Source organism: Vibrio sp. 10N.286.52.F8, from assembly GCF_041468745.1.
Taxonomy (GTDB): Bacteria; Pseudomonadota; Gammaproteobacteria; order Enterobacterales; family Vibrionaceae; genus Vibrio; species Vibrio crassostreae_C.
In genome coordinates this window covers 97,197-117,690 of sequence record NZ_JBFRJF010000036.1, presented here as the reverse complement: position 1 = coordinate 117,690, position 20,494 = coordinate 97,197, and the positions used below count along the sequence as shown (strand labels likewise).

The 20,494-nt window shown below is 46.0% G+C and carries 20 protein-coding genes and 1 pseudogene; 12 read left to right on the top strand and 9 right to left on the bottom strand.

Annotated elements, in window-relative coordinates; genetic code table 11:
• Position 1: 1 nt before the first annotated feature.
• From AB4133_RS17490 to AB4133_RS17450, 9 genes are all read left to right on the top strand, one after another.
• Complete coding sequence (locus AB4133_RS17490; protein ID WP_372051432.1) at positions 2-1,273, top strand: NAD(P)/FAD-dependent oxidoreductase; 1,272 nt, start codon at positions 2-4, stop codon at positions 1,271-1,273.
• Positions 1,270-2,076, top strand: coding sequence for a DUF1365 domain-containing protein (locus tag AB4133_RS17485; protein ID WP_017061280.1), 807 nt, complete (start codon positions 1,270-1,272; stop codon positions 2,074-2,076). The genes AB4133_RS17490 and AB4133_RS17485 overlap by 4 nt, the downstream gene beginning before the upstream one ends.
• Positions 2,077-2,181: 105 nt before the next feature.
• Positions 2,182-3,462 (top strand): cyclopropane-fatty-acyl-phospholipid synthase family protein, encoded by a 1,281-nt coding sequence (locus AB4133_RS17480; protein ID WP_108156296.1) that lies wholly within the window; start codon positions 2,182-2,184, stop codon positions 3,460-3,462.
• Positions 3,440-3,961 (top strand): DUF2878 domain-containing protein, encoded by a 522-nt coding sequence (locus AB4133_RS17475; RefSeq protein ID WP_017061278.1) that lies wholly within the window; start codon positions 3,440-3,442, stop codon positions 3,959-3,961. The genes AB4133_RS17480 and AB4133_RS17475 overlap by 23 nt, the downstream gene beginning before the upstream one ends.
• 3 nt (positions 3,962-3,964) lie before the next feature.
• Complete coding sequence (locus tag AB4133_RS17470; protein WP_372225154.1) at positions 3,965-4,540, top strand: chalcone isomerase family protein; 576 nt, start codon at positions 3,965-3,967, stop codon at positions 4,538-4,540.
• Entirely contained in the window at positions 4,537-5,079 is a 543-nt protein-coding gene (locus AB4133_RS17465) for a DUF3833 domain-containing protein (protein ID WP_017061276.1), read from the top strand. Before AB4133_RS17470 ends, AB4133_RS17465 begins: the two co-directional genes overlap by 4 nt.
• A 246-nt stretch (positions 5,080-5,325) precedes the next feature.
• Positions 5,326-5,589 carry a hypothetical protein gene (locus AB4133_RS17460; RefSeq protein ID WP_017061275.1) on the top strand — a complete coding sequence of 88 codons (264 nt, stop codon included), beginning with the start codon at positions 5,326-5,328 and terminating at the stop codon, positions 5,587-5,589.
• A gap of 287 nt (positions 5,590-5,876) precedes the next feature.
• Positions 5,877-6,545 carry an SDR family NAD(P)-dependent oxidoreductase gene (locus AB4133_RS17455; RefSeq protein ID WP_017065090.1) on the top strand — a complete coding sequence of 223 codons (669 nt, stop codon included), beginning with the start codon at positions 5,877-5,879 and terminating at the stop codon, positions 6,543-6,545.
• Between the two features lie 131 nt (positions 6,546-6,676).
• Complete coding sequence (locus AB4133_RS17450) at positions 6,677-6,916, top strand: RNA-binding protein (RefSeq protein ID WP_017061273.1); 240 nt, start codon at positions 6,677-6,679, stop codon at positions 6,914-6,916.
• Positions 6,917-7,060: 144 nt separating this feature from the next.
• On the opposite strand, the gene AB4133_RS17445 is transcribed toward AB4133_RS17450, so the two are convergent.
• From AB4133_RS17445 to AB4133_RS17430, 4 genes are all read right to left on the bottom strand, one after another.
• Positions 7,061-7,405: a ribosome recycling factor family protein gene (locus tag AB4133_RS17445; RefSeq protein WP_017061272.1), complete on the bottom strand. Its 345-nt coding sequence runs from the start codon at positions 7,403-7,405 to the stop codon at positions 7,061-7,063.
• A gap of 169 nt (positions 7,406-7,574) precedes the next feature.
• Complete coding sequence (locus AB4133_RS17440; RefSeq protein ID WP_017061271.1) at positions 7,575-8,042, bottom strand: OsmC family protein; 468 nt, start codon at positions 8,040-8,042, stop codon at positions 7,575-7,577.
• A 28-nt stretch (positions 8,043-8,070) separates the two neighbouring features.
• Entirely contained in the window at positions 8,071-8,463 is a 393-nt protein-coding gene (locus AB4133_RS17435) for a GFA family protein (RefSeq protein WP_102320400.1), read from the bottom strand.
• Between the two features lie 113 nt (positions 8,464-8,576).
• Positions 8,577-9,506, bottom strand: a complete 930-nt coding sequence (locus AB4133_RS17430) for a LysR family transcriptional regulator (RefSeq protein WP_102320399.1) — start codon at positions 9,504-9,506, stop codon at positions 8,577-8,579.
• Between the two features lie 194 nt (positions 9,507-9,700).
• On the opposite strand from AB4133_RS17430, the gene AB4133_RS17425 reads away from it, so the two are divergent.
• The 3 genes and pseudogenes from AB4133_RS17425 (at position 9,701) to AB4133_RS17415 (ending at position 12,643) form a co-directional block, all read left to right on the top strand.
• Positions 9,701-10,210 (top strand): SDR family oxidoreductase, encoded by a 510-nt coding sequence (locus tag AB4133_RS17425; protein ID WP_372225152.1) that lies wholly within the window; start codon positions 9,701-9,703, stop codon positions 10,208-10,210.
• Positions 10,211-10,293: 83 nt separating this feature from the next.
• Positions 10,294-11,502, top strand: coding sequence for an MFS transporter (locus tag AB4133_RS17420; protein ID WP_372225150.1), 1,209 nt, complete (start codon positions 10,294-10,296; stop codon positions 11,500-11,502).
• Positions 11,503-11,554: 52 nt separating this feature from the next.
• Positions 11,555-12,643 (top strand): annotated as a pseudogene (locus tag AB4133_RS17415) (alkene reductase).
• Positions 12,644-12,941: 298 nt separating this feature from the next.
• Here the strand turns inward: AB4133_RS17415 and rlmJ are convergent.
• From rlmJ to AB4133_RS17390, 5 genes are all read right to left on the bottom strand, one after another.
• Positions 12,942-13,808 carry a 23S rRNA (adenine(2030)-N(6))-methyltransferase RlmJ gene (gene rlmJ, locus AB4133_RS17410; protein ID WP_372225149.1) on the bottom strand — a complete coding sequence of 289 codons (867 nt, stop codon included), beginning with the start codon at positions 13,806-13,808 and terminating at the stop codon, positions 12,942-12,944.
• Between the two features lie 201 nt (positions 13,809-14,009).
• On the bottom strand, positions 14,010-14,963 hold the full coding sequence (gene secF / locus AB4133_RS17405) for a protein translocase subunit SecF (RefSeq protein WP_017061264.1): 954 nt from the start codon (positions 14,961-14,963) through the stop codon (positions 14,010-14,012).
• Between the two features lie 2 nt (positions 14,964-14,965).
• Positions 14,966-16,765, bottom strand: coding sequence for a protein translocase subunit SecD (gene secD / locus AB4133_RS17400; protein ID WP_017065097.1), 1,800 nt, complete (start codon positions 16,763-16,765; stop codon positions 14,966-14,968).
• Positions 16,766-16,938: 173 nt separating this feature from the next.
• Positions 16,939-17,403 carry a hypothetical protein gene (locus AB4133_RS17395; RefSeq protein WP_017070201.1) on the bottom strand — a complete coding sequence of 155 codons (465 nt, stop codon included), beginning with the start codon at positions 17,401-17,403 and terminating at the stop codon, positions 16,939-16,941.
• A gap of 278 nt (positions 17,404-17,681) precedes the next feature.
• Complete coding sequence (locus AB4133_RS17390; RefSeq protein WP_372225146.1) at positions 17,682-20,456, bottom strand: M16 family metallopeptidase; 2,775 nt, start codon at positions 20,454-20,456, stop codon at positions 17,682-17,684.
• Between the last annotated feature and the right edge of the window lie 38 nt (positions 20,457-20,494).

Genomic DNA, 20,494 nt, shown 5'->3' with positions numbered 1-20,494 from the left:
AATGAAGAAAATCGCCATTATTGGTTCAGGTATCTCTGGACTCACTTGCGCGCATATATTAGATAAGCACCACGACGTAACAGTATTCGAAAAGAACGATTACGTTGGGGGCCACACCGCGACCGTTGATATTGAACATCAAGGCTCGGCGTTTTCGATAGATACAGGTTTCATCGTATTCAACGATCGAACCTACCCGAATTTCAATCAGCTTCTAGAACAACTCGGTGTCGAAAGGCAACCGACTGAGATGAGCTTCAGCGTCCACAACACCACCACTAAGTTCGAGTACAACGGCCACAGCATTAATTCGTTGTTCGCGCAGAGGAGCAACATCTTCAAACCTCAGTTCTGGTCTTTAGTGTCTGACATTCTCAAGTTCAACAAGCTGTGTAAGGCTCAGTTTGAAAGCAATGAATTCACACCAGACGTTACCCTTGGCAGTTTCCTACGAGATAATCAATTTTCCGACTTTTTCAGCCAGCACTACATCTTACCGATGGGCGCGGCGATTTGGTCGACAAGCTTGGAAGAAATGGAAGAGTTTGAGCTCAAGTTCTTCATTCAGTTTTTCTACAACCATGGATTGCTCGATATCGCGAACCGTCCTCAGTGGTATGTGATACCAAAGGGATCGCGTTCTTATGTTGAAATCATCCTTTCACGCCTAAGTAAGACTGTTGCACTGAATACATCGATTAAACAAGTGACTCGCCAAGAAACAGGCGTCACGATTGAATTTGAAGATGGCAGCGCACAAGGTTTCGACGAAGTAATCTTTGCTTGCCACTCAGACCAAGCCTTACGCTTGCTTGGTGATGCAACAGAACAAGAGCAACAGGTACTGGGCGAGATCCCATACAGCCGCAATGAAGTGGTTCTGCACACCGATACTCGCTTGTTACCAGACAGAAAACTGGCTTGGGCAAGCTGGAACTACATGTTGGATGGCGACAGTAAACGACCTGCCTGTGTCACGTACAACATGAACATTCTGCAAGGCATCGAAAGCCAAGACACCTTCTGTGTCACCTTGAATCAAAGCGAAGCCATCGACCCAGAAAAAATTATTCGCAGCTTTGTTTATCATCACCCGGTACTTAATTCGAACACGGTCGAAGCTCAGCACAAGCGTGAGCAAATCTGTGGCAAAAACCAGACGCACTTTGCTGGCGCTTATTGGTATAACGGCTTCCATGAAGACGGTGTCCACAGTGCACTCGATGTGACCAAACGCTTCGGTTTAGATTTGAGTACGAGTTCCGCGCTATGAACAGTCAAACCCTGACACCCGAGATGGGGATCGCATCCGAAAAGAGTGAAGAGCTCAGCGGTATCTATTGGGGTAACGTCAGACATCGCCGCTTTGGCGACATCACTCATGAGTTCAGCTATCAGCTGTATATGATGGGGTTAGATCTTGATGAGCTGCCCCAAACCACAGCGCGCAGTGCGCTGTTCGGAACTCGTTGGTACAACCCGATTCGCTTTGTCGAATCGGATTATCTCGCTGAAAAAAAAGAAAATGTCACCACGGATGAACCAAAATCACTTAAGCAACGTATAGCTTCCAAAGTGCAACAACTTGGTGGGGTTTGGTCTGATTCAAACCGTGTGACGATGCTGGCTCAGTGCCGCTGTTTAGGCATCTACTTCAGCCCAATCAACTGTTTCTTCTGTTATGACGAGACTGGAGATTGTAAGTACATGTTGGCTGAGGTGAGTAACACGCCTTGGCGAGAAAGACACTACTATCTCATCGACATGCACCAAGAATTGAAGGTAAAAAAAGAGTTTCACGTTTCGCCGTTCATGGATTTGAACATGACTTATTTTTGGAAGATTAAGCCACCAGCGAAACGCACGTTAGTTCACATCGAAAGCCGCCGAGACGACAAGCTTTTCGATGCGACACTAGCCCTGACGAAGCAGTCAGTAACCAAGACAAACATTAGACGAACGGTATTCAAGATTCCGGCGATGACGATAAAAGTCGTGATGGGAATTTATTATCAGGCTCTCAAATTATTCCTGAAAAAAGTACCGTTTGTGGCGCATCCAGACTCAACGTCTTAAGCGCACATGAAAGAACTCAATTGAAGCTTGGGTTCGCTCCAATCAAGGAGCAGAACTCAGCTTAGTTGGCACAAAATATTAGAATGAGTTATCAGCGAGGTTTACATGGAACAGCTTGCCAAACAAAACAACAACATTGAACAACAAGCTAAAGCCGTTGCTGTTTCAAGCAACTGTAAATATCGAGCTTTAATCTTTAAGGTTTTAGAAAGCCTGCAATTCGCGACGCTTGAGATTATTGAGCGCGACCAGCATTCGGTGTTCGGCGATCGAGAAGCAGACTTGAAAGGTAGAATCGTGATTCACGATGCAACCTTTTTTAGAGATGTCGTGATTGACGGCAGTATTGGAGCTTCCGAAGCCTACATTGACGGCAAATGGACAAGCCCAGATCTCACCAAAGTGATTCAAATAATGGCTCGAAATCAATCTCAACTCGACGAGCTTGACGATAAAACACAATGGATTTCTCGCATCAAAAACCTATTGCTGCGTCGTAAGAATGCCAACACAGAACAGGGATCTAAGCGAAATATTCTTGCTCACTACGATATTGGCAACGAACTGTACGAGCGCTTCCTAGATAGCTCGATGCAATACTCTTCCGCTATCTACAGCGAAGAAGCAAAAACACTATCCAAAGCTCAGCAAAACAAAATGAAAACCATCTGTGAGCGATTAGAGTTGTCAGAGAAAGATAACGTGGTCGAGATAGGCACAGGGTGGGGCGGCTTAGCCATCTTCATGGCGCAACACTACGGTTGCCACGTCACCACTACCACGATCTCAGATGCCCAACATGCACTTGCTGAACAGAGAGTAAAAGCGCTTGGTTTAACCGACAAAATCACCCTGCTCAAAGAGGATTATCGCAATCTCACTGGTGAGTATGACAAGTTGGTTTCGATCGAGATGATAGAGGCGGTCGGACATGAGTATCTACAAACCTTCTTTGAAAAATGTTCCTCGCTACTTAAGCCCTCAGGCAAGATGCTGATTCAAGCAATTACTATTGCTGACAGCCGTTACGACAAATACCGCAAAGGTGTCGACTTTATTCAGAAGTACATCTTCCCCGGCGGTTGCCTACCTTCTGTTTCAGTGATGACCCAACACCTTGCGACCAGCACCGACCTTGTGGTTCAAGAAATTGATGACATTGGCCTGCACTACGCTCGAACGCTGAATGATTGGAACATCGCCTTTGAAAATAGTTGGGAAGAGCTAGAGTCTCTCGGCTATTCAGAAGAGTTTAAACGCTTATGGACCTTCTACTTCTGCTACTGTGAAGGCGCATTCAAAGAGCGCGTGATCAGCACTCACCATGTAGTCGCAAGAAAACCTCGTTACTTTGGAGAAAAAGATGAAGCGGTTTTGGATTATTAATCTCGTACTGTTTCAAGCGACCTGGGTTTGCAGTGCTTTCTTTACCGCGCAAGCCCCGTTCGTCACACCACTGATTGTAGTGGTTCACTTCCTTCTATCACCGACTCGCAGTAGCGATTTGAAGATACTCATTTTATTACCATTGGGGCTATTGCTTGATAGCCTCTTACTCCACTTCGGCGTGTTTGCCGTCGACTCTGAAATTGCGAATCAATCGTGGTTCCCGGTGTGGCTTGTCTGCCTGTGGATCATGTTCTTAATCAGTTTTAACCACAGCCTAAATTGGCTTTTAAAATGCTCGAAAGTGATCTTGTTTGTCATAGGGTTCGTAGCAGGTACTAGTAGTTATTGGGGAGGCATCAAAGCAGGTGCTCTTCTTACTACTTGGCCAGATGCATCGGTAGTTGCTGCCCTTGCAATAAGTTGGGGGATTTTGTTGCCCTTACTGGTGGCCGCCTACTCCAACTTAATACAACCTAAAATGGCAATAACGAGGTGACTTATGGCTTATCCACGCAACCCGACACAAACGTTCAAACCTGAGCGAGGTATTGTTCGCGCTCATCAGCAAGCAAAAAACACACTTCTAAGCTTTATTACTCTCCCGTTAATCTTTGCTGCGCTGTTATTTGCCGGACACGCTAGAGCCTCTGCTGTCGATGATCTGAACAAACGTGGTGAGGGTGAAATGAGTTACCTGTTTTGGACTCTCTACTCGGCAGAATTCTACGCGACTCCAACCAACTCCGAACGAGCTTTGAAGCTTGAGTATTACCGCTCTATCGATAGCAAAGACCTCGTAGACGCTACCGAAGATCAGTGGAACAAGCTTGGCTACTCTGACACCAACATTCAACGATGGTTGAAACCCTTGTACGCGATGTGGCCGAACGTGGAAGAAGGAAGCACACTCACGATTCGTGTCGCTGAAGATAACGTAAGTCGTTTTTATTTCGATGAACAACCGATCGGCACCATCCAAGACAAGCAATTTGGTGAAGCCTTTCTAGCGATTTGGTTGTCTGAAAACACCTCTGAACCCGGTCTTCGTAAACAACTTTTAGGTTTGAACAAATGAATCCAAAAACAACAATAATAAAATTTGCTCTGGCATTTTTTTCACTCACTTGGCTAGTGGGCTGTGGCTCTGCAAGTTTAGAAGACCATGTCGACACTACGCCAGAGCTCAAGCTTGAAACCTTTTTTAATGGCGAGCTAATGGCCTACGGCATGGTGCTAGACCGCTCTGGTAACTTACTGCGCCGCTTTGATGCCAAACTGATCGCGACTTGGGACGGTGACAACGGAGAAATAAAAGAGTGGTTCTCTTTTGCTGATGGCGAGCGCTCAACTCGCGTTTGGAATCTGATCAAAACGGGCGAAAACACCTATTCTGGGACTGCCAACGATGTCGTTGGAACCGCTTATGGTGAAACCCAAGGTTCTGCGCTGTATTGGAAATATGATCTAGAAATTGAAGTAGACGGCAGCACCTATGAAGTGGTGCTCGATGATTGGATGTTCTTAATGGACGATAAACGCTTGTTCAACAAGACTGAGATGTCTAAGTTTGGCTTTAAAGTCGGAGAGGTCATCTTATACATCGAGAAGATTTGATGTAACTGCCGTTTCTGATTCTTAGTTTTAAAACGATGACTACATCTACAGTACGTAACAAAACAGCCCACAACGAAAATTGTGGGCTGTTTTGTTTGATCCCTCGAATAGCATACCTGCATGCTCAAGCCATTGTGCTAAGATGCGCCACCAGCATACAAATGGACTAGACTGACACTAAGCAGTCCCCATTTGTTTCGCTAAGCGTAGATTCCCTACCATGAATAATTGAAAAGGCTTTAAAGCATGAGCAAGTTGACCTCAGCGGAGCGTAAAGCTCGCGACAATGAACGTTTCTCACAACGCGTAAACGACCGCAGAGAAAAAGGTGAAGACGTAGTTGCTTACGCACTGACCAACAAAAAAGCTGTAAAATTCCTGACTAAGTCAGAGAAAAAACGTTTCAACGAAACGAGAGCGACTCTGCAAGAAGAGAAGCGAGTGAAAGAACAAGAAGAGCTTAACCGAATCGAAGACGCGTTCACGATCAAACAGTTCGACGACGAATAATCACTTATGATTACTCAAAAGCGCTGGCTCTATGCCGGCGCTTTTACTTGTTAGTTCGTTGTTTTTTAACGCTGTTATTTCTTGCTAAACCCGTCGATTCTTAACGGCTTTCCCCCACTTTCTTAGCTCAGCCTTACCGCTCGACCGATCACCCAAGCTATTAACCTATCAACCTATCAACCTATCAACCTATCAACCAGGCTATCGTTCAACTTTAGCCATAGATCTCAGAAAATCTTAGCCTAGCCCCTTACTATCTCGAATCAACTCTACAAATTGAAGACAGTATGATTTTAATTACCGGATCAAGCAGCGGTTTAGGCGCAGCTCTCGCGAAACAATATGCTAACGCCGACGCTCAGCGCGTAGCCATTACAGGTCGCAATGCACAACGTTTAGCAGAAGTGGCGCAAGGCCTACCTGCGAATACCATTAGCCAAGCGTGTGATCTCTGTGACCCGCACTCAGTGAGCGAGTTATTGGATGCGTTACCTGAAATGCCGAAGCTGGTGATCCACAGCGCTGGCAGTGGGTACTTCGGTAAGATAGAACAGCAAGATCCAACCATCATCAGCGACATGCTGAAGAACAATATTGAGTCTTCGATCTTTTTGATTCGCGAGCTTGTACAGCGCTACAAAGATCAATCGGTCACCATCGCTGTGGTGATGTCGACGGCGGCACAAGGTGCTAAAGCGGAAGAGTCCACCTACTGCGCGGCAAAATGGGCCGTGAAAGGCTTTATCGAATCGGTAAGGTTAGAGCTAAAAGGTCACCCGATGAAAATCGTGGCGGTTTACCCTGGAGGAATGGCGACCGAGTTTTGGAATACAAGCGGTAAAGGCATGGATACCTCGAGCTTTATGACCGCGCAAGAAGCCGCTCAGATGCTACAACAGGCGTTGACCAGCACAGAGCATGGATTCGTGTCAGATATCACGATAAACCGCGGCTAGCAGGTAAACAGCTCGCTTAATCGGTAAATAGAGCGACACATTACCAAAGAAATGATTAGAGTAATTATTTGTGAGGGTGAGCATGAAAGTGTGCGACAATGCTCGGCGTAAATTCATATTCAAGGTTTATTATGAAACTTCTAGTTCGTAACCTATCGCGCTCTACCTCTGAGCAAGACATCCGTGTGCTATTTTCTGAGTTTGGCTCAGTAAAAGAGTGCAGCCTAGTTTTAGACCAAGAAACTGGCGACTCAAAAGGCTTTGCTTTTGTTGAAATGCCAGAGCAAGAAGAAGCTAAAGCGGCACTAAACAAGCTGAACTTGTCAAAGCTTGGCAAAAACACGATTCGTGTAAAAGTAGCGAACTCTTAATCGAGTCAATGCTTCATAAGCCGCATGGCTTAGCTTAACAGCAGCACAGATGATAAAGCCCGTAACGATATGACGTTTTCCAGCGCAATATCGTTACGGGCTTTTTGCTGCTCGCAATTCTCTTTTCACACGATTTGAATACGCCTACAGACCTTCATGTTCATCAATAGCACGTCTTGCTTCGGCCATTGAACATCCAGATTCCATCACCAGCTGAGCCACAGTCATTGAAGGTGTAGCGGCCAACAGAGATGCCAAACACACCACGGGTTTAGGCAGCACTTTGTCGATTGCAATTGCTATCCAACCGTCTTTTTCATGGGTTAACATCGTTTTAAATTCAACGAGTTGATACTCTTGAGCGACCAACAGCCAATTACGCGAACGACGAACTCGTTTCAACTGACATCCACATTCCGCAGCATTCACCATCACTTGGCTTTTATCACTCACACGATGTACAAAACTATTCAATGGGACGCTAAACATAACTCTCTGCTAACCAATCTATTCCTACCATTCAAGAGCTCTCGACCTATCTCTCAAAACTTTCTAACTGTCACTCAATTAAAACCGTACGTAGGATTACACAGACACAAAAAAACCGCCAGTGATGCACTAAGCAACCTCGCGGTTTTTGGATGTTAACGTGTGTGGTTTACGCTTTAGTTTCTACCACAATGTCCGTTTTTACCGAGTTCGCGATAAAGCAGTTTTTGTGCGCCAAGTGGTGCAGTTTGTCGAGCTGCTTGGCGGTGGGCTTTTTGGTACCTAAAAACACAATTTTAGGGCGCAGAGTCACCTTAGTGACCGATGAGCGGCCAGATTCATCTTCTTCCAGCACACCAATCGCATCATCGACATAGGAGTCGATCACGTACTTCTGCTTTGCGGCAATGCCCAAAAACGTCAGCATATGGCAGCTAGAAAGTGCCGCGATAAACGCTTCTTCTGGATCAACATTCGCTTCCACCGAAAACGGCAGTGGCACAACATGTGGAGAGGACGAAGCAGGCACAGTGACACCACCATCGAACTCCCACGTATGACCTCGACTGTATTGATTGTCGCTAAAGACGTCATCTTCTGCTTTTTTCCAGCGAATGATCGCTCCGTATTCAGACATAATTCCTTCCTTTTTTATGCTCAATAAATTAGCGATCAGCTGGATGATTGACACCATCGTTGGTCACCACATCACCAATATCAAAAGGGTTTACCCCTTCCAAACAGCCGATGTTAAAACCGTATTCATTTGGGCTAGAACGGCGTTGATGATGGGTATAGATGCCGCAGTTTGAGCAGAAATAATGCTTTGCGGTGTTGGTATTGAATTGATAAAGCTTGAGATGCTCCGCACCTTTGAGGATCTTGATACCATCCAACGCAACAGAACCAACAATCGCGCCTTTTCGACGACAGATAGAGCAATCGCAGCGACGTGGTTTTTCTATCCCGTTAGGTAAGCTGAACTCTAGTTCAACCGCACCGCAATGGCAGGTTGCCTTGTGAAAAGGTTGGATAACCGTATCTCCGACGACTTTCATTTTTCTCTCCAATCACATCCTTATGTTGGTCGTATCATAACCAGTTCAATGTTCTCTGTCCGTACCCGGGTGTTGAGTTCGAGAGATCTGTCATGCGCTGCTTCTCGGCTAATCTAACTAGACTTTTCAACCAAATCGCCAAACCGCTCAAACAAGAAATCAAGAAACAACCGGATACGCTTGGGCTGATATTTCTTGCTGATGTACACCACATTCAAATCGGCACTCGACACCGACATCGCGGTGTTGAAGTTCTTCATGTAGCCATTAAGCAGCGTCACAAGGCGCTGGTTATTGATGTCGCCTTGCACATCCAGTACCGATTTAAGAGCAATGCCCTCGCCTTTTAATGCCCAGTAGCGAATCACTTCGCCATCGTCTGAAAATCGCTTTGGAACAACAGTAATCGACTTCTTCATATCATGATCTTGGAAGTGCCATGTCTTGAGCTCTTCATTGCTGCGCAGCATAGCTAAACAATCGTGATCAACCAAATCTTGTGGTGTTAACGGTGTTCCATGCTTGGCAAGATATTCAGGAGAAGCACACAGCACACGTCGGCTTGGTGACAAGCGTCTGGATATCAAACTGCTGTCGACCAATTCACCATAACGGACCACGATATCCATGCCAGATTCAGCAATGTTCGAGAGGTTATCGTTCAAGTAGAGGTAAGGGATCACGTCGGGATATTGCTGACAGAACTCAGAGAGAATCGGAAGAATGTACTGCTTTCCGATGTCTTTCGGCGCGGCGATTTTGAGTGGACCTTTGACCTCTTTGACGCCATTTTGGATCAGGTTTTCGGCCTCACTGACATTATCCAATATCTCCAGACACGCCTTGTGATACAGCTCGCCAGAGTCGGTTAAAGACACATGGCGCGTACTTCGATTCAACAACTTCACACCATATCGCTCTTCCAGCGCTTGAAGCCTTGCTGTCATGGTCGCAGGTGATAAACCCAGTTCGCGCCCAGCCGCCGCTAACCCGTGATGCTTAACAATACTGACGAACATCGCCATATCTGAAAACTTATCCATACGATTCTCGCTTCCGTCTCTTCGTCTCTTCGTCTTACTTCTCGATCTTAATGCTCGATCTTAATGCTCGATCTGAATACTCAGCGACACTATTCAGATTAACCGAATAATGAATTTATATTTTAACCAATTATCAAATTTAGTCGAATAAATATAATGACAAACATCAACAGAACAACGCAGGAATTCAGAGCATGACTAACGAATCGACTAATCAAGAGCAGCGCACTTTCGTCATCATTGGTGGCACATCAGGCATCGGTAAAGCACTCGCGATGAAATTGAGAAACGAAAACAACACAGTGCACGTCGCTAGCCGACATACAGGCCTTAATATCAGCAATGAAAAGTCAATTTGTGAATACTTCGAATCGATTGGCGTGTTTGATCACTTAATCGTAACGGCTGGCACTTACGTAAAAACCGCCATCAACGCCGCACTAGAAAGCGTAACCAAAATACTGGCGAAAGAGCTATCCCCCATTCGAGTCAATGCAGTTAGCCCCGGCCTGACCATGACAGAAGCCTACAAAAACATGGACGATTCCGCTCGTGCAAACATGTACGACAACGCCAAAAACAACCTACCCGCAGGTAAGGTTGGCGAGCCTTCAGAGATAGCCATGGGTTACCTGTTCGCAATTAATAACCCATACGTCACAGGGTCAATCATCGACATCGATGGCGGCGCTCTACTCGGCTAACACCCCGCAAAGACATAAAGAACAATCGTGAGGGTGTTTATCTCAACGTCCTAACAAATAAGAATTTACATAGGTAACTCATCATGAAATCAGAAGCCATGACACAAGAAAAGATGCCATTCCAAGTTTGGATACTGACACTCGCAGCATTTGCAATTGGCACCGCTGAGTTTGTTATCGCAGGCATTCTTCCACAAATCGCCACATCACTTTCAATCACAGAAGGTCAAGCTGGCTACCTTATCAGTGCTTACGCGTTGGCTATCGTTATCGGCGGCCCGATCTTAACAATCTACCTTGCGCGCTTTAATAAGAAGATAGTGCTGATTGGCTTAATGGCACTGTTCATTATTGGCAACGTGTTATCCGCCTTAGCGCCAAGCTATCCACTTCTACTGGCAAGCCGTGTGATCGCAGGCTTAGTGCAAGGCCCTTTCTATGGCATCGGTGCGGTTGTCGCAACCAACTTAGTGTCTGAAAAAATGGCAGGTCGTGCCGTTGGTCAGATGTTCGCAGGCCTAACACTCGCTAACGTTCTTGGCGTTCCAGCGGGTACTTGGGTTAGCTTGCAATTCGGCTGGCACATCACTTTCTTTACCGTGGCTGCACTTGGCACGATTGCGATGATTTCTATTCTAACGTCAATCAAATCGACTGGTCACAGTGAAGCAAAAGACATCAAAACTCAGCTGTTAGCGTTCAAAAACCCAATGCTGCTGATCAGCTTGGCAATCACTGCTTTTGCTTGGTCTGGCTTCATGACGCTATACGGATACCTTGCGCCAATCGCTATGCACATCACCGGCTACGGTCACGAGTCTGTTACTTGGATCTTAGTGATTGTGGGTGTCGGCTTAATCATCGGTAACACCTTGGGCGGACGCTCTTCAGATAAAAACCTAGGCAAAGCTTCAATGTTTTGGGCCGTTGCAATGATCGTGTCATTGGTTGTAGTTGGCCTTGTGGTAGACAACAAAATCCTATTCGTTGCAGCGGTATTTGTCTTTGGTATTGCATCATTTGCGAACGTTCCTGCTATGCAGCTTCGAGTAATGAACCACGGTGGCGAAGGGCAAGAGCTAGCAGCAACCGCGAATATCTCAGCCTTTAACTTGGCTAATGCCTTCGGTGGCTTCCTAGGCGGCATGGTACTCGACAGCCAGCTAGGCGCAGGAATGATTCCATTCGCAGCCGTTGTTGTCCCAGTGATTGGTTTGTTGCTTATTGCGAAAGCCAACCGAGCTGAAAAGCCACAAAACGACTCTATCTTCAGCCCTGCGGAATCGAAATAGTGACCACCGCACGCTAAATCAATCAATACATGACCGACACAAGGTAAATACCATGAGCAAATTATTCGAAACAGCAGAACTCAAAGATCTAGAACTACAAAACCGTGTGGTTATGGCGCCCATGACACGCGCTCGTACTAGCCAACCTGGCAATGTACCAAACGATATGATGGCGACCTACTACCAGCAACGCGCCAGTGCAGGGCTAATCATAACCGAAGCAACGCAGATATCAGACGACTCTCAAGGCTACTCATTCACTCCCGGAGTTTACACCGATGCACAAATCGAAGGTTGGAAGTCAGTCACCACAGCAGCTAAAGCACAAGGTGCCGCGATATTCTGCCAGCTATAGCACGTAGGCCGCGTGTCTCACCCTACCTTTCAAAAAGGCGAACTGCCGATAGCACCGTCCGCTTTGGCTCCAATAGAAACTCAGGTTTGGATCTCTGATGAGAATGGAAACGGCAACATGGTGGATTGCATCCAGCCAAGAGAAATGACCCAAGCAGACATCGATCGAGTGGTTCAAGATTTTGCGGACGCAGCAAAGAAAGCCATCGAAGCAGGGTTTAATGGTGTCGAGATCCACGGTGGTAATGGTTATCTTATCGATCAATTCCTAAGAACCAACTCAAACAAGCGCACCGACAACTACGGTGGAAGCCGTGAGAACCGCCTTCGCTTCCTGATTGAAGTGGTTGATGCTGTGATTGAAGAGATAGGTGCCGATAAAGTAGGTGTGCGCTTGGCTCCGTTCATCACCTTCAAAGACATGAACTGCCCAGACATCGTGCCAACGATTTTAGAAGCTTCAAAAGCGCTACAAGCTCGTAATATCGCTTATCTACACCTATCAGAAGCCGACTGGGATGATGCTCCAGTTATCCCTGAAAGCTTCCGTGTCGAACTAAGAGCCTTGTTCTCTAACACCATCATCGTTGCCGGCAGCTACACACCACAACGCGCCGAAGAAGTACTAAGCAAAGGCTACGCCGATCTCGTCGCATTTGGTCGCCCATTCGTTGCTAACCCAGATCTAGTTTCACGCCTACAAAACGGCAGCGAACTATCAGAACTTGATGGCGCCACTCTGTTCGGCGGCAACGAAAAAGGCTACATCGATTATCCAGTGTTGTAGTGAATCTTAAATTGATAGAACTGCCTTAGATTTTCCTTCAGGCAAAAGAAAGGCTCGCATGACTAGTGCGAGCCTAATGCAGTTTAGGGGGTAAACCACAATCTGATATTAATCTGGGACTAATTATTTAACTTATGAGCCATTATGCACTTGTGCGCATTGATATTCTATTTTTAAATGATTCACTGCAATTAATCAATCGATAAAAGTTAGCGTTTGGTCAATTTAAACCACATAAATAACAGTGATTTAGTGAACAGCGTCTAGAAATTCATCATAAACCCCATATAAATCAGATTTATAGACTTCTCATTTGCCAATAGCCCTCACCATTGGTTGCGAGCTGATTGTGTAAATAATCGAGCGTGTCAGCCACCTTTCCAGCAATGCCTTGGGGCGGATTAAACAGCAGTAAACCACTACCGATCAGGCGATCATCGCCCTTTGGATCGCGCAGTCGTAATTCCGATTTAATCGGGCTTGGCAGCAAACCATCTTTCACCGCTGTCACGCAGTGGTTCAAAATCAGTGAGCTTTTGTCATCGGTGTACAGCGGATACCAAATCAGCGCAGAGACTTTCTCAGATTGTTGATAAGCCTTCACCAAGGCGTCAATCACTGCGAGATATTCAGCATCGGTTTCATAGGGAGGGTCGATAACGATCAGGTGATGGTTATCATGCTTAGCTACATCATCAGGCAGCGCTTTGAGCCCGTCGCCTGCGGTGATAGTTAGCTTACTTGAGACATCAAGATCGCGTTGCAGCTTCTCAATGTTGGTTTGTAATAAGTCGGCTTCATCTTGCTGAATGTCTGAAAAATAGAAGCTATCTTGGCTGCGGCCTTGTTGGTAGGTGATGGCTGCAGAACCCGGATAGAGAGAGATAAGTTGGTTCGGATTGTAGTATTCCAGCACCGACATAAAAGAAGCGAATGCCGGAGGAAGATAAGCCTTATTGCGCCACAAGTACCCGACCCCTTCAGCAAACTCACCGGCGTGATTACTTGGTGCGGTGGTGAGGTCATAACACCCTGTACCTGAGTGCGTGTCGATAACGTTGAGGCGTGAATGCTGCTGCATTAATGACTGAACAAGTGCACTCAATACTGGATGCTTCAGTGCATCACCATGGTCGCCTACATGACATTGATGTCGATATTCCATTCCCTTGCCTCATTTCTACTAACGTCATCTAAACATACTTCATATCATGAGGGCTTGCCTGCTCAATCCATCGTTTTTTGAAATAGGCTCTCTTTTCTGTAACTGTTTGACTCTTATAAAAAATAAAGCCCCTCGTTTTACTATAAACGAAGGGCTTTGTTGACGTTACTGACTAAGTTGTACTGTTAACCAATAGATAACCTAAGGGTACTCACCCTCAACTTCTACCGGCGCTTTCACTTGGTAGTGACAAGGCTGTAGACCAAGTAACTTAGGCAGTGTGATACCTACTGAAACTGAAGACCACGTACCGCTGACAATACCTACAACCAGTGCAATCGCGAAACCTTGCAGCGCAGCGCCACCAAGTAGCCAAAGTGCAGATACGGTGATTAGCGTTGTACCTGAGGTCACCATGGTGCGTGAGAAGGTCGCTTTAACCGATTCGTTAAGCAGGTTGTCAGTGTCACCATTTGGATTACCACGCAGCATCTCACGGACACGGTCGGCAATGATGATCGAGTCATTCAATGAATAACCCAAAATCGCCAACACAGCCGCTAACACAGTCAGGTTGAACTCGAACTGAGTAAAAGCGAACAGACCCAAGATAAGCGTCACGTCATAGATGATCGCGGCAAGGGCGCCGAGTGCTAAACGCCATTCAAAACGTACACTCAGGTACAGCATGATCATTAGGAAACACACCAATACCGCCAAGCCACCTTGGTCAACCATGTCTTGACCAACTTGAGGGCCAACCACGCTGCTGTTAAGCACTTTTACTTGGTCGCTAACAGAAGACAAAGCATCCACTAAGTTTGGCTGTGGAGCGTCTGTCAGTTGGCTATAACGGATTGTCCAGCGATCCTGTTCTGCCATACCAACCACTTGCACGTCTTGTTGGAAAGCTGTATCAAGTTTTGTTTTTAACGCATCTTTGGTGACTTGATCAGAGAGCTGAACCTCGGCAACCACACCACCTGTGAAGTCCAAGCCCCAGTTAAAACCTTTCACCGCCACCAGCATCACAGAGCTCATGAACAGCACAATAGATATCGCAGACATCACCTTACGAAGGCGAGTCATATTCTTATCCGAAATATAGCTATTTGAAAAATAGCGGTCTGAAATAGTCATTTTTGAAGTACTCATGCTTAAATCCTTACATCGTGGCGTTGGTCACGCCCCCAAACCAAATTGATGATCGCTCGTGAAGCAAAAATGCCCGTGAACATACTGGTTAGAAGACCTAAGCCTAGAGTCAGAGCGAAGCCCTGAATCGGTCCATTACCAATGGTGTATAGAGCCACAGCAACGATCATGGTGGTGACATTAGCATCGAAAATTGACGAGAATGCGCTATCGAAACCACGATCGATAGAGCTAGCAAAGCTGCGCCCTTCTTTCATCTTGTCTCGAATACGCTCGAAGATAAGCACGTTAGTGTCTACCGCCATACCAACGGTCAGTACCAAGCCCGCAATACCCGGCAGAGTTAACACCGCACCCGGTAGCAAGGCAATCAAACCAAACAACGTGGTCATGTTAACCACCAATGCACAGTTCGCGACCCAGCCAAGACGGCGGTACCATAGCGCCATAAACGTTAGAGTAAGACCAAGGCCAAGAGCCAAAGCAGCAAAGCCATTCGTTACGTTTTCAGCACCCAGAGATGGGCCAATGGTACGCTCTTCAATGATGGTAACAGGCGCTGTTAATGAACCTGCGCGTAACAGTAGAGCAAGCTCTTGTGCTTCTGCCATGCTGCCTGCACCTGTAATTCTGAAACGGCTACCCAGTTGAGATTGGATGTTCGCCACACTGATCACTTCACTGGTTTTTTCGCTGTTACCGGCTCTGTCACGGCTGTATTCGCTGTAAACGGTCGCCATTGGCTTGCCGATGTTATGGCGAGAAAACTCAGACATTTTCTTACCACCAGAAGAATCCAACGTGATGTTTACTTCTGCACTGCCCATCTCACCAATGCCACTGCGTGCATCGATAATGTGTTCACCGCTCAGCACTGCTTTGCGAGCAACCACGACACGATTACCATCTGAATCTTTCAGAGTTTGAGTATTGCGCGTTGCGTTGTCGTACACAGAGTAGAACGCTAATGAAGCCGTAGCACCAATCACATCTTTCGCGGCTGCAGGGTCTTGTACTCCCGGTAATTCGATACGGATACGGCTTTCACCTTGGCGTTGAATCGATGCTTCAGTGATGCCTAGCTCTTCAATACGGCTGCGCATGATTTGCAGGTTTTGTTGAACCGTTAGGTTGCGTAGCGTTCTTTGTTCTTCTTCAGACTGAGTTAACGTTAGCGATTTATCTGAACGGTCACGTTGCCATTGTGGGAACTCTTCGCGAATCAGTTTCTGTGCTTTCTCGAAATCGGCATCAGTACGGAAGTTAAACTCAACTTGGTTGTTCACCACTTTACCGCGTGCATAACGCACTTGGCTGGTGATTTCATCGACTACAGATTGCGCTTGTGCGTGGTAAACCGGTTCCATGTCTACTTCTAACAGGAACTGCACACCACCACGTAAATCAAGGCCTAGCTGAATCGGTGCGAAGCCCATGTCAGTCAGCCATTTCGGAGCTGCTGGCTCCATCGCTAGCGCAACCGTCGCGTTGTCCAATAGGCGCTCATTCAGCACCTCTTTAGCCTTCGCTTGTTGTTCTGCGTCTTCCAAGATTACGACTAAACGTTGGTCTTTTTGAAATGCCGATTTGGCTTGAATGCCTTCGCTCGCAAGGTATTGGGTAATTTGGCTAGCATCGATGGTCTGTTCAGAACGGTTGTTAATTTGAACCGACGCATTCTCGCCATACCAAGAAGGTAAAGCACTCAGAACCATGATGATGATAGTGGCGATAAGCACCACGTATTTCCACTTTGAGTAGTGGTTTATTTGTTTTCTTTGAATGCGTTTTTTCACAGTCAAGATCTCTTCTTTGAACTAATATTTTGCGAACACGAGCGATGGCTAATCACAACCAGAACAAGCTGATTGAAAGATAGTGATGCTAAAGCTGATGTCGCTATGTTTGTTTTGGTTAACTGGCGAGCTCAACGGGCACAAGTGACCATCGATACAACCAATTTAGGGTCAAACGATTAGCTAAGAAGTTCTCGGAAATGCGAGTATTGGATGTTGCCCTCTTTCCACCCCGAAAGCCGGGAAGACGGAGAACTCACAATACTGGTCCAATGCTGCTTAGAGTCCAACAACGGTGTGTTGAAAAGCAGAGAAGCCAGTATTGAAGGGGGAGAGAAGTCGATTAGTAGATGATAAGCAGGCTCAAGATCGGCCACGCTTTCTTGCTCATTACTGAGCATACGTCTGAAGTTTGCTGCTTGAAGGCTTGATTCGGTGTCGTGATAGTTGGAACTGTCACCAGAAGGCACGGTGCCAAACTGAGCCTTATCGCACTCTAAGTAGCTCGACGGATTATCCGTATCAGCTTGTTTACAAAGATCATTTTGTGAAGATTGCTCTTGAGCCGAGTATATTTGAAATGGCTTAGAAGGAAACGAATAGCCGTTAGAATTCACTAAGCCAAAGCTCAGTAAAAACAACATTAAGACTAATCGGGTACCCAGTTTAAGCAATCTAATATCCAAACAACATTCTCGTAGATCGTCAATCTACAATACAAATGAAACGCTGTCTTGATTTAAAACATTTTTTTAGAAAATGATACGATGCAACCGATTAAGCGATCTCAAAATTTAGATTTACATAGATCTAAAACGGCTTAACAACAGGTGAGGCATAGACGTTATGAATGGTGGGAAAACAAGAAAGCCAAGCGGTGCTCGCTTGGCTTTGAGTTGTCTCTTTCTGTTGGTTTCAAGCTTTAGGCTTTAGGACGCATGATGTTCTTAACCTTACGGCTATCTTCACCAAAGATGCGTTGGACAAGTTGATTCATGTCTTCCGCAGTAATCGACCTCGCCACTCGCTCAACTTGAGACAAAGCTTCGATATCGTAACCATGAAGTAAATAACGAGACAGGTACCATGCTTGGTCAATAGAGCTCATCTCGAGAGGCGTGAAGTCCGCTTCAAACTGTTTCACGACTGCGTGCATTTCCTTTTCAGAGACGCCTTGTAAAAGGTCTGCAATCACTTTATCGATCGCCACTTCGACTTGGTCAACGTTCTCCGGCGCTACCATCGCCCCGATAACCCACTCACCACTCAGCTCACTATCTGCGGATGATGAATACGTATATGGCGAGTAATCTAAGCTCAACTCTTCACGAATATAAGCATCTAAACGAGCCGCCAGCAGTCGTTCTAGCAAGTTTTCCGTGAAGATATCTTTTGCCGTTACGCCTTGGTCGGTTTCGGCTTCAGGTTCAGAGATGACTCGTAAGATGTACTCTGCACTTTTCACATTGTTGATCGCTAAATCAATGCGTGATTCAGATGGCTGCTTGTAAGCCACCTTAAATTCAGGAACCTCAGCTTTTTCTAATGGAATCGAAGCCAAGTATTGCTCAACCAAAGGCTTTAATTCACTTGGGTCGATGTCACCCACGATCACCAATTGGTTATGCCTCATTTGACCAAACAATTGCTGATGAAGATTAGCGACGTCTTCCACAGAAACCGCTTCAACACGTTCTTTATCAACAAAGAGGTGGCCACTGTCTTGACGATAGATATTCTGGTTTCTTGCGCGCTCAAACTGACCGACAGGGCTGCTCAAGAAAGATTCTTGACCTTGTACAAACTCCTGTTTCACTGCCTCTAACTGCTCGGGAACAATTTTAGGCGCAGTTATGAAGGTATAAAGCGCAGCAAACGTATCTTTGAGCCCATCTTTGTTAATACTAAATTCAACACCATGGCGAGTGTTGCCAATGAAAGAATCGGCGCTAATATTTTCACGATCAAAGTACGCTAAAAGCTCAGAGCCCGTAAACTCACCGACACCACTTCGAGCGAAGGTAGGTAACGCAACCTCAACAGCTGGGTACAAGCTCGGATCCAAAGCGGCTTTTCCGCCGAGGCTCATGTACATCACCCCAACATCATCACCTGCCTCATAATCACGCAGGTACCACATGTCGATGCCATTGCTTAACGTCCACTTTTGGATGTATGGGTCAATAGACATTTGTTCAGCAAGTACAACCTCGCCTTGCGAGCTAGGTACAGCAAAAGCACTCGCTGTTCCAATCGCAAGCGGCGGAACTCCCGCCTCGCGATACGTGGCTTTTAAACTATCGAGAGAGTTGATGATCGCTGTTCTGTCTTCGGAGTCATCCATCCCAATAACAATAAAGTAATCATCAGAAAGTAGATTCTTGATGTTGTCGTTAATCACTTCAAGGCTCAAGTTAGCGATGAAAGCTTCCAAGCTTGCTTGATAATCTTTCTGTGATTGGACTATTCGATCATTGACTAACGCACTCACTTTGTAATTCGCGTGTTCAACACTGTCCATTTTATCCCAGTTATGCTCGATGTTATCCAGCAAGTCTTGGTAGTAGTACAGTTCGCCAGCAATATCCGTTTCCGAAACACCAAAATCACGCAATGATGCCAATGTAGAAAGCAGATCTTGTTGGATAACTTCACGGTCTCCAGCCGGAAACCCAACACTTATTGACGAATAGTAAAAAGCGCCCATTCGATAACTATCAGATGCAATCCATTGAGTCGGGAACGCGGCATCATTGAACACCGCTTCTAATCGTCGTTGAATCAATTGCTGAGCGGTTTCATCTAACCTGCGTTGATTCTGCTGAGCATGATTTTCAACTATATTTGAACCGCGGTTAAACGTCAGAGTGATGCTTGGCGCTTCTCTTCCTGCGTACTCAACATAATCATCTTCATTGAATGAGGTCGTTTTCTGTTTCTCTGGTCTCGGCGTATCGCCACGCTCCCAGCTAGAAAACTTTTCTTCAATAAGTGGAATCACAGTTTTGATGTCCACATCACCAGAAACGACCAGCTCAACTATTTGAGGTTGATACCAAGTCTGATAAAAGTTGGTGATGCCTTGAGGAGTAGCATTCACGATCGACGATTTAGTCCCTAATGCATCTTGCGATTCGTACGGGCCGCCTTCAACGAAGTAATCATAATATATATCTCCGAATGACTTATCATCGAGGCGAGCCATACGAAACTCGCCAAGAACCACGCCTTTTTCTTTTTCGACTTCTGAACTTGATAGATCCAGGCCATCACCAATGTCACGCATCCACGTCAAAGCAGACTGCAATTGGATGTTATCTGGCAAATCTAACTGGTAGACCGTCTCTTCATAAGAGGTGTAGGCATTAATATCAGCACCAAAGCTAGCGCCTGCGTCTTCGAATAGACGAATCACATCGTTCTGAGAGAAGTTTTTACTGCCATTGAATGCCATGTGTTCCAAGAAGTGCGCGTAGCCTTCTTGTTGAGAAGTCTCTTGAATCGAACCGGCGTGCACGACTAAACGAACAGATACGGATTCTTCATGATCTGGATAAACATGATAAGTAAGGCCATTTTCTAGTTGGCCTGAAGTCCATGCCGGATCCGGCTGGATTGGCGTTTCGGTAGTTTTTGATGTTGAGCTACAGCCAACTAAGGTGAGGCATAGAGCCGTCGCTAAATAATATGTTTTCATAACAACCTCTTAATGTCATTCATCGACAATATACAGAT

Coding starts and splice junctions, on each gene's coding strand:
- AB4133_RS17490 (WP_372051432.1), top strand. CDS start 2: ATGAAGAAAATCGCCATTATTGGTTCAGGTATCTCTGGACTCACTTGC.
- AB4133_RS17485 (WP_017061280.1), top strand. CDS start 1,270: ATGAACAGTCAAACCCTGACACCCGAGATGGGGATCGCATCCGAAAAG.
- AB4133_RS17480 (WP_108156296.1), top strand. CDS start 2,182: ATGGAACAGCTTGCCAAACAAAACAACAACATTGAACAACAAGCTAAA.
- AB4133_RS17475 (WP_017061278.1), top strand. CDS start 3,440: ATGAAGCGGTTTTGGATTATTAATCTCGTACTGTTTCAAGCGACCTGG.
- AB4133_RS17470 (WP_372225154.1), top strand. CDS start 3,965: ATGGCTTATCCACGCAACCCGACACAAACGTTCAAACCTGAGCGAGGT.
- AB4133_RS17465 (WP_017061276.1), top strand. CDS start 4,537: ATGAATCCAAAAACAACAATAATAAAATTTGCTCTGGCATTTTTTTCA.
- AB4133_RS17460 (WP_017061275.1), top strand. CDS start 5,326: ATGAGCAAGTTGACCTCAGCGGAGCGTAAAGCTCGCGACAATGAACGT.
- AB4133_RS17455 (WP_017065090.1), top strand. CDS start 5,877: ATGATTTTAATTACCGGATCAAGCAGCGGTTTAGGCGCAGCTCTCGCG.
- AB4133_RS17450 (WP_017061273.1), top strand. CDS start 6,677: ATGAAACTTCTAGTTCGTAACCTATCGCGCTCTACCTCTGAGCAAGAC.
- AB4133_RS17445 (WP_017061272.1), bottom strand. CDS start 7,405: ATGTTTAGCGTCCCATTGAATAGTTTTGTACATCGTGTGAGTGATAAA.
- AB4133_RS17440 (WP_017061271.1), bottom strand. CDS start 8,042: ATGTCTGAATACGGAGCGATCATTCGCTGGAAAAAAGCAGAAGATGAC.
- AB4133_RS17435 (WP_102320400.1), bottom strand. CDS start 8,463: ATGAAAGTCGTCGGAGATACGGTTATCCAACCTTTTCACAAGGCAACC.
- AB4133_RS17430 (WP_102320399.1), bottom strand. CDS start 9,506: ATGGATAAGTTTTCAGATATGGCGATGTTCGTCAGTATTGTTAAGCAT.
- AB4133_RS17425 (WP_372225152.1), top strand. CDS start 9,701: ATGACTAACGAATCGACTAATCAAGAGCAGCGCACTTTCGTCATCATT.
- AB4133_RS17420 (WP_372225150.1), top strand. CDS start 10,294: ATGAAATCAGAAGCCATGACACAAGAAAAGATGCCATTCCAAGTTTGG.
- rlmJ (WP_372225149.1), bottom strand. CDS start 13,808: ATGGAATATCGACATCAATGTCATGTAGGCGACCATGGTGATGCACTG.
- secF (WP_017061264.1), bottom strand. CDS start 14,963: ATGAGTACTTCAAAAATGACTATTTCAGACCGCTATTTTTCAAATAGC.
- AB4133_RS17395 (WP_017070201.1), bottom strand. CDS start 17,403: ATGTTGTTTTTACTGAGCTTTGGCTTAGTGAATTCTAACGGCTATTCG.
- AB4133_RS17390 (WP_372225146.1), bottom strand. CDS start 20,456: ATGAAAACATATTATTTAGCGACGGCTCTATGCCTCACCTTAGTTGGC.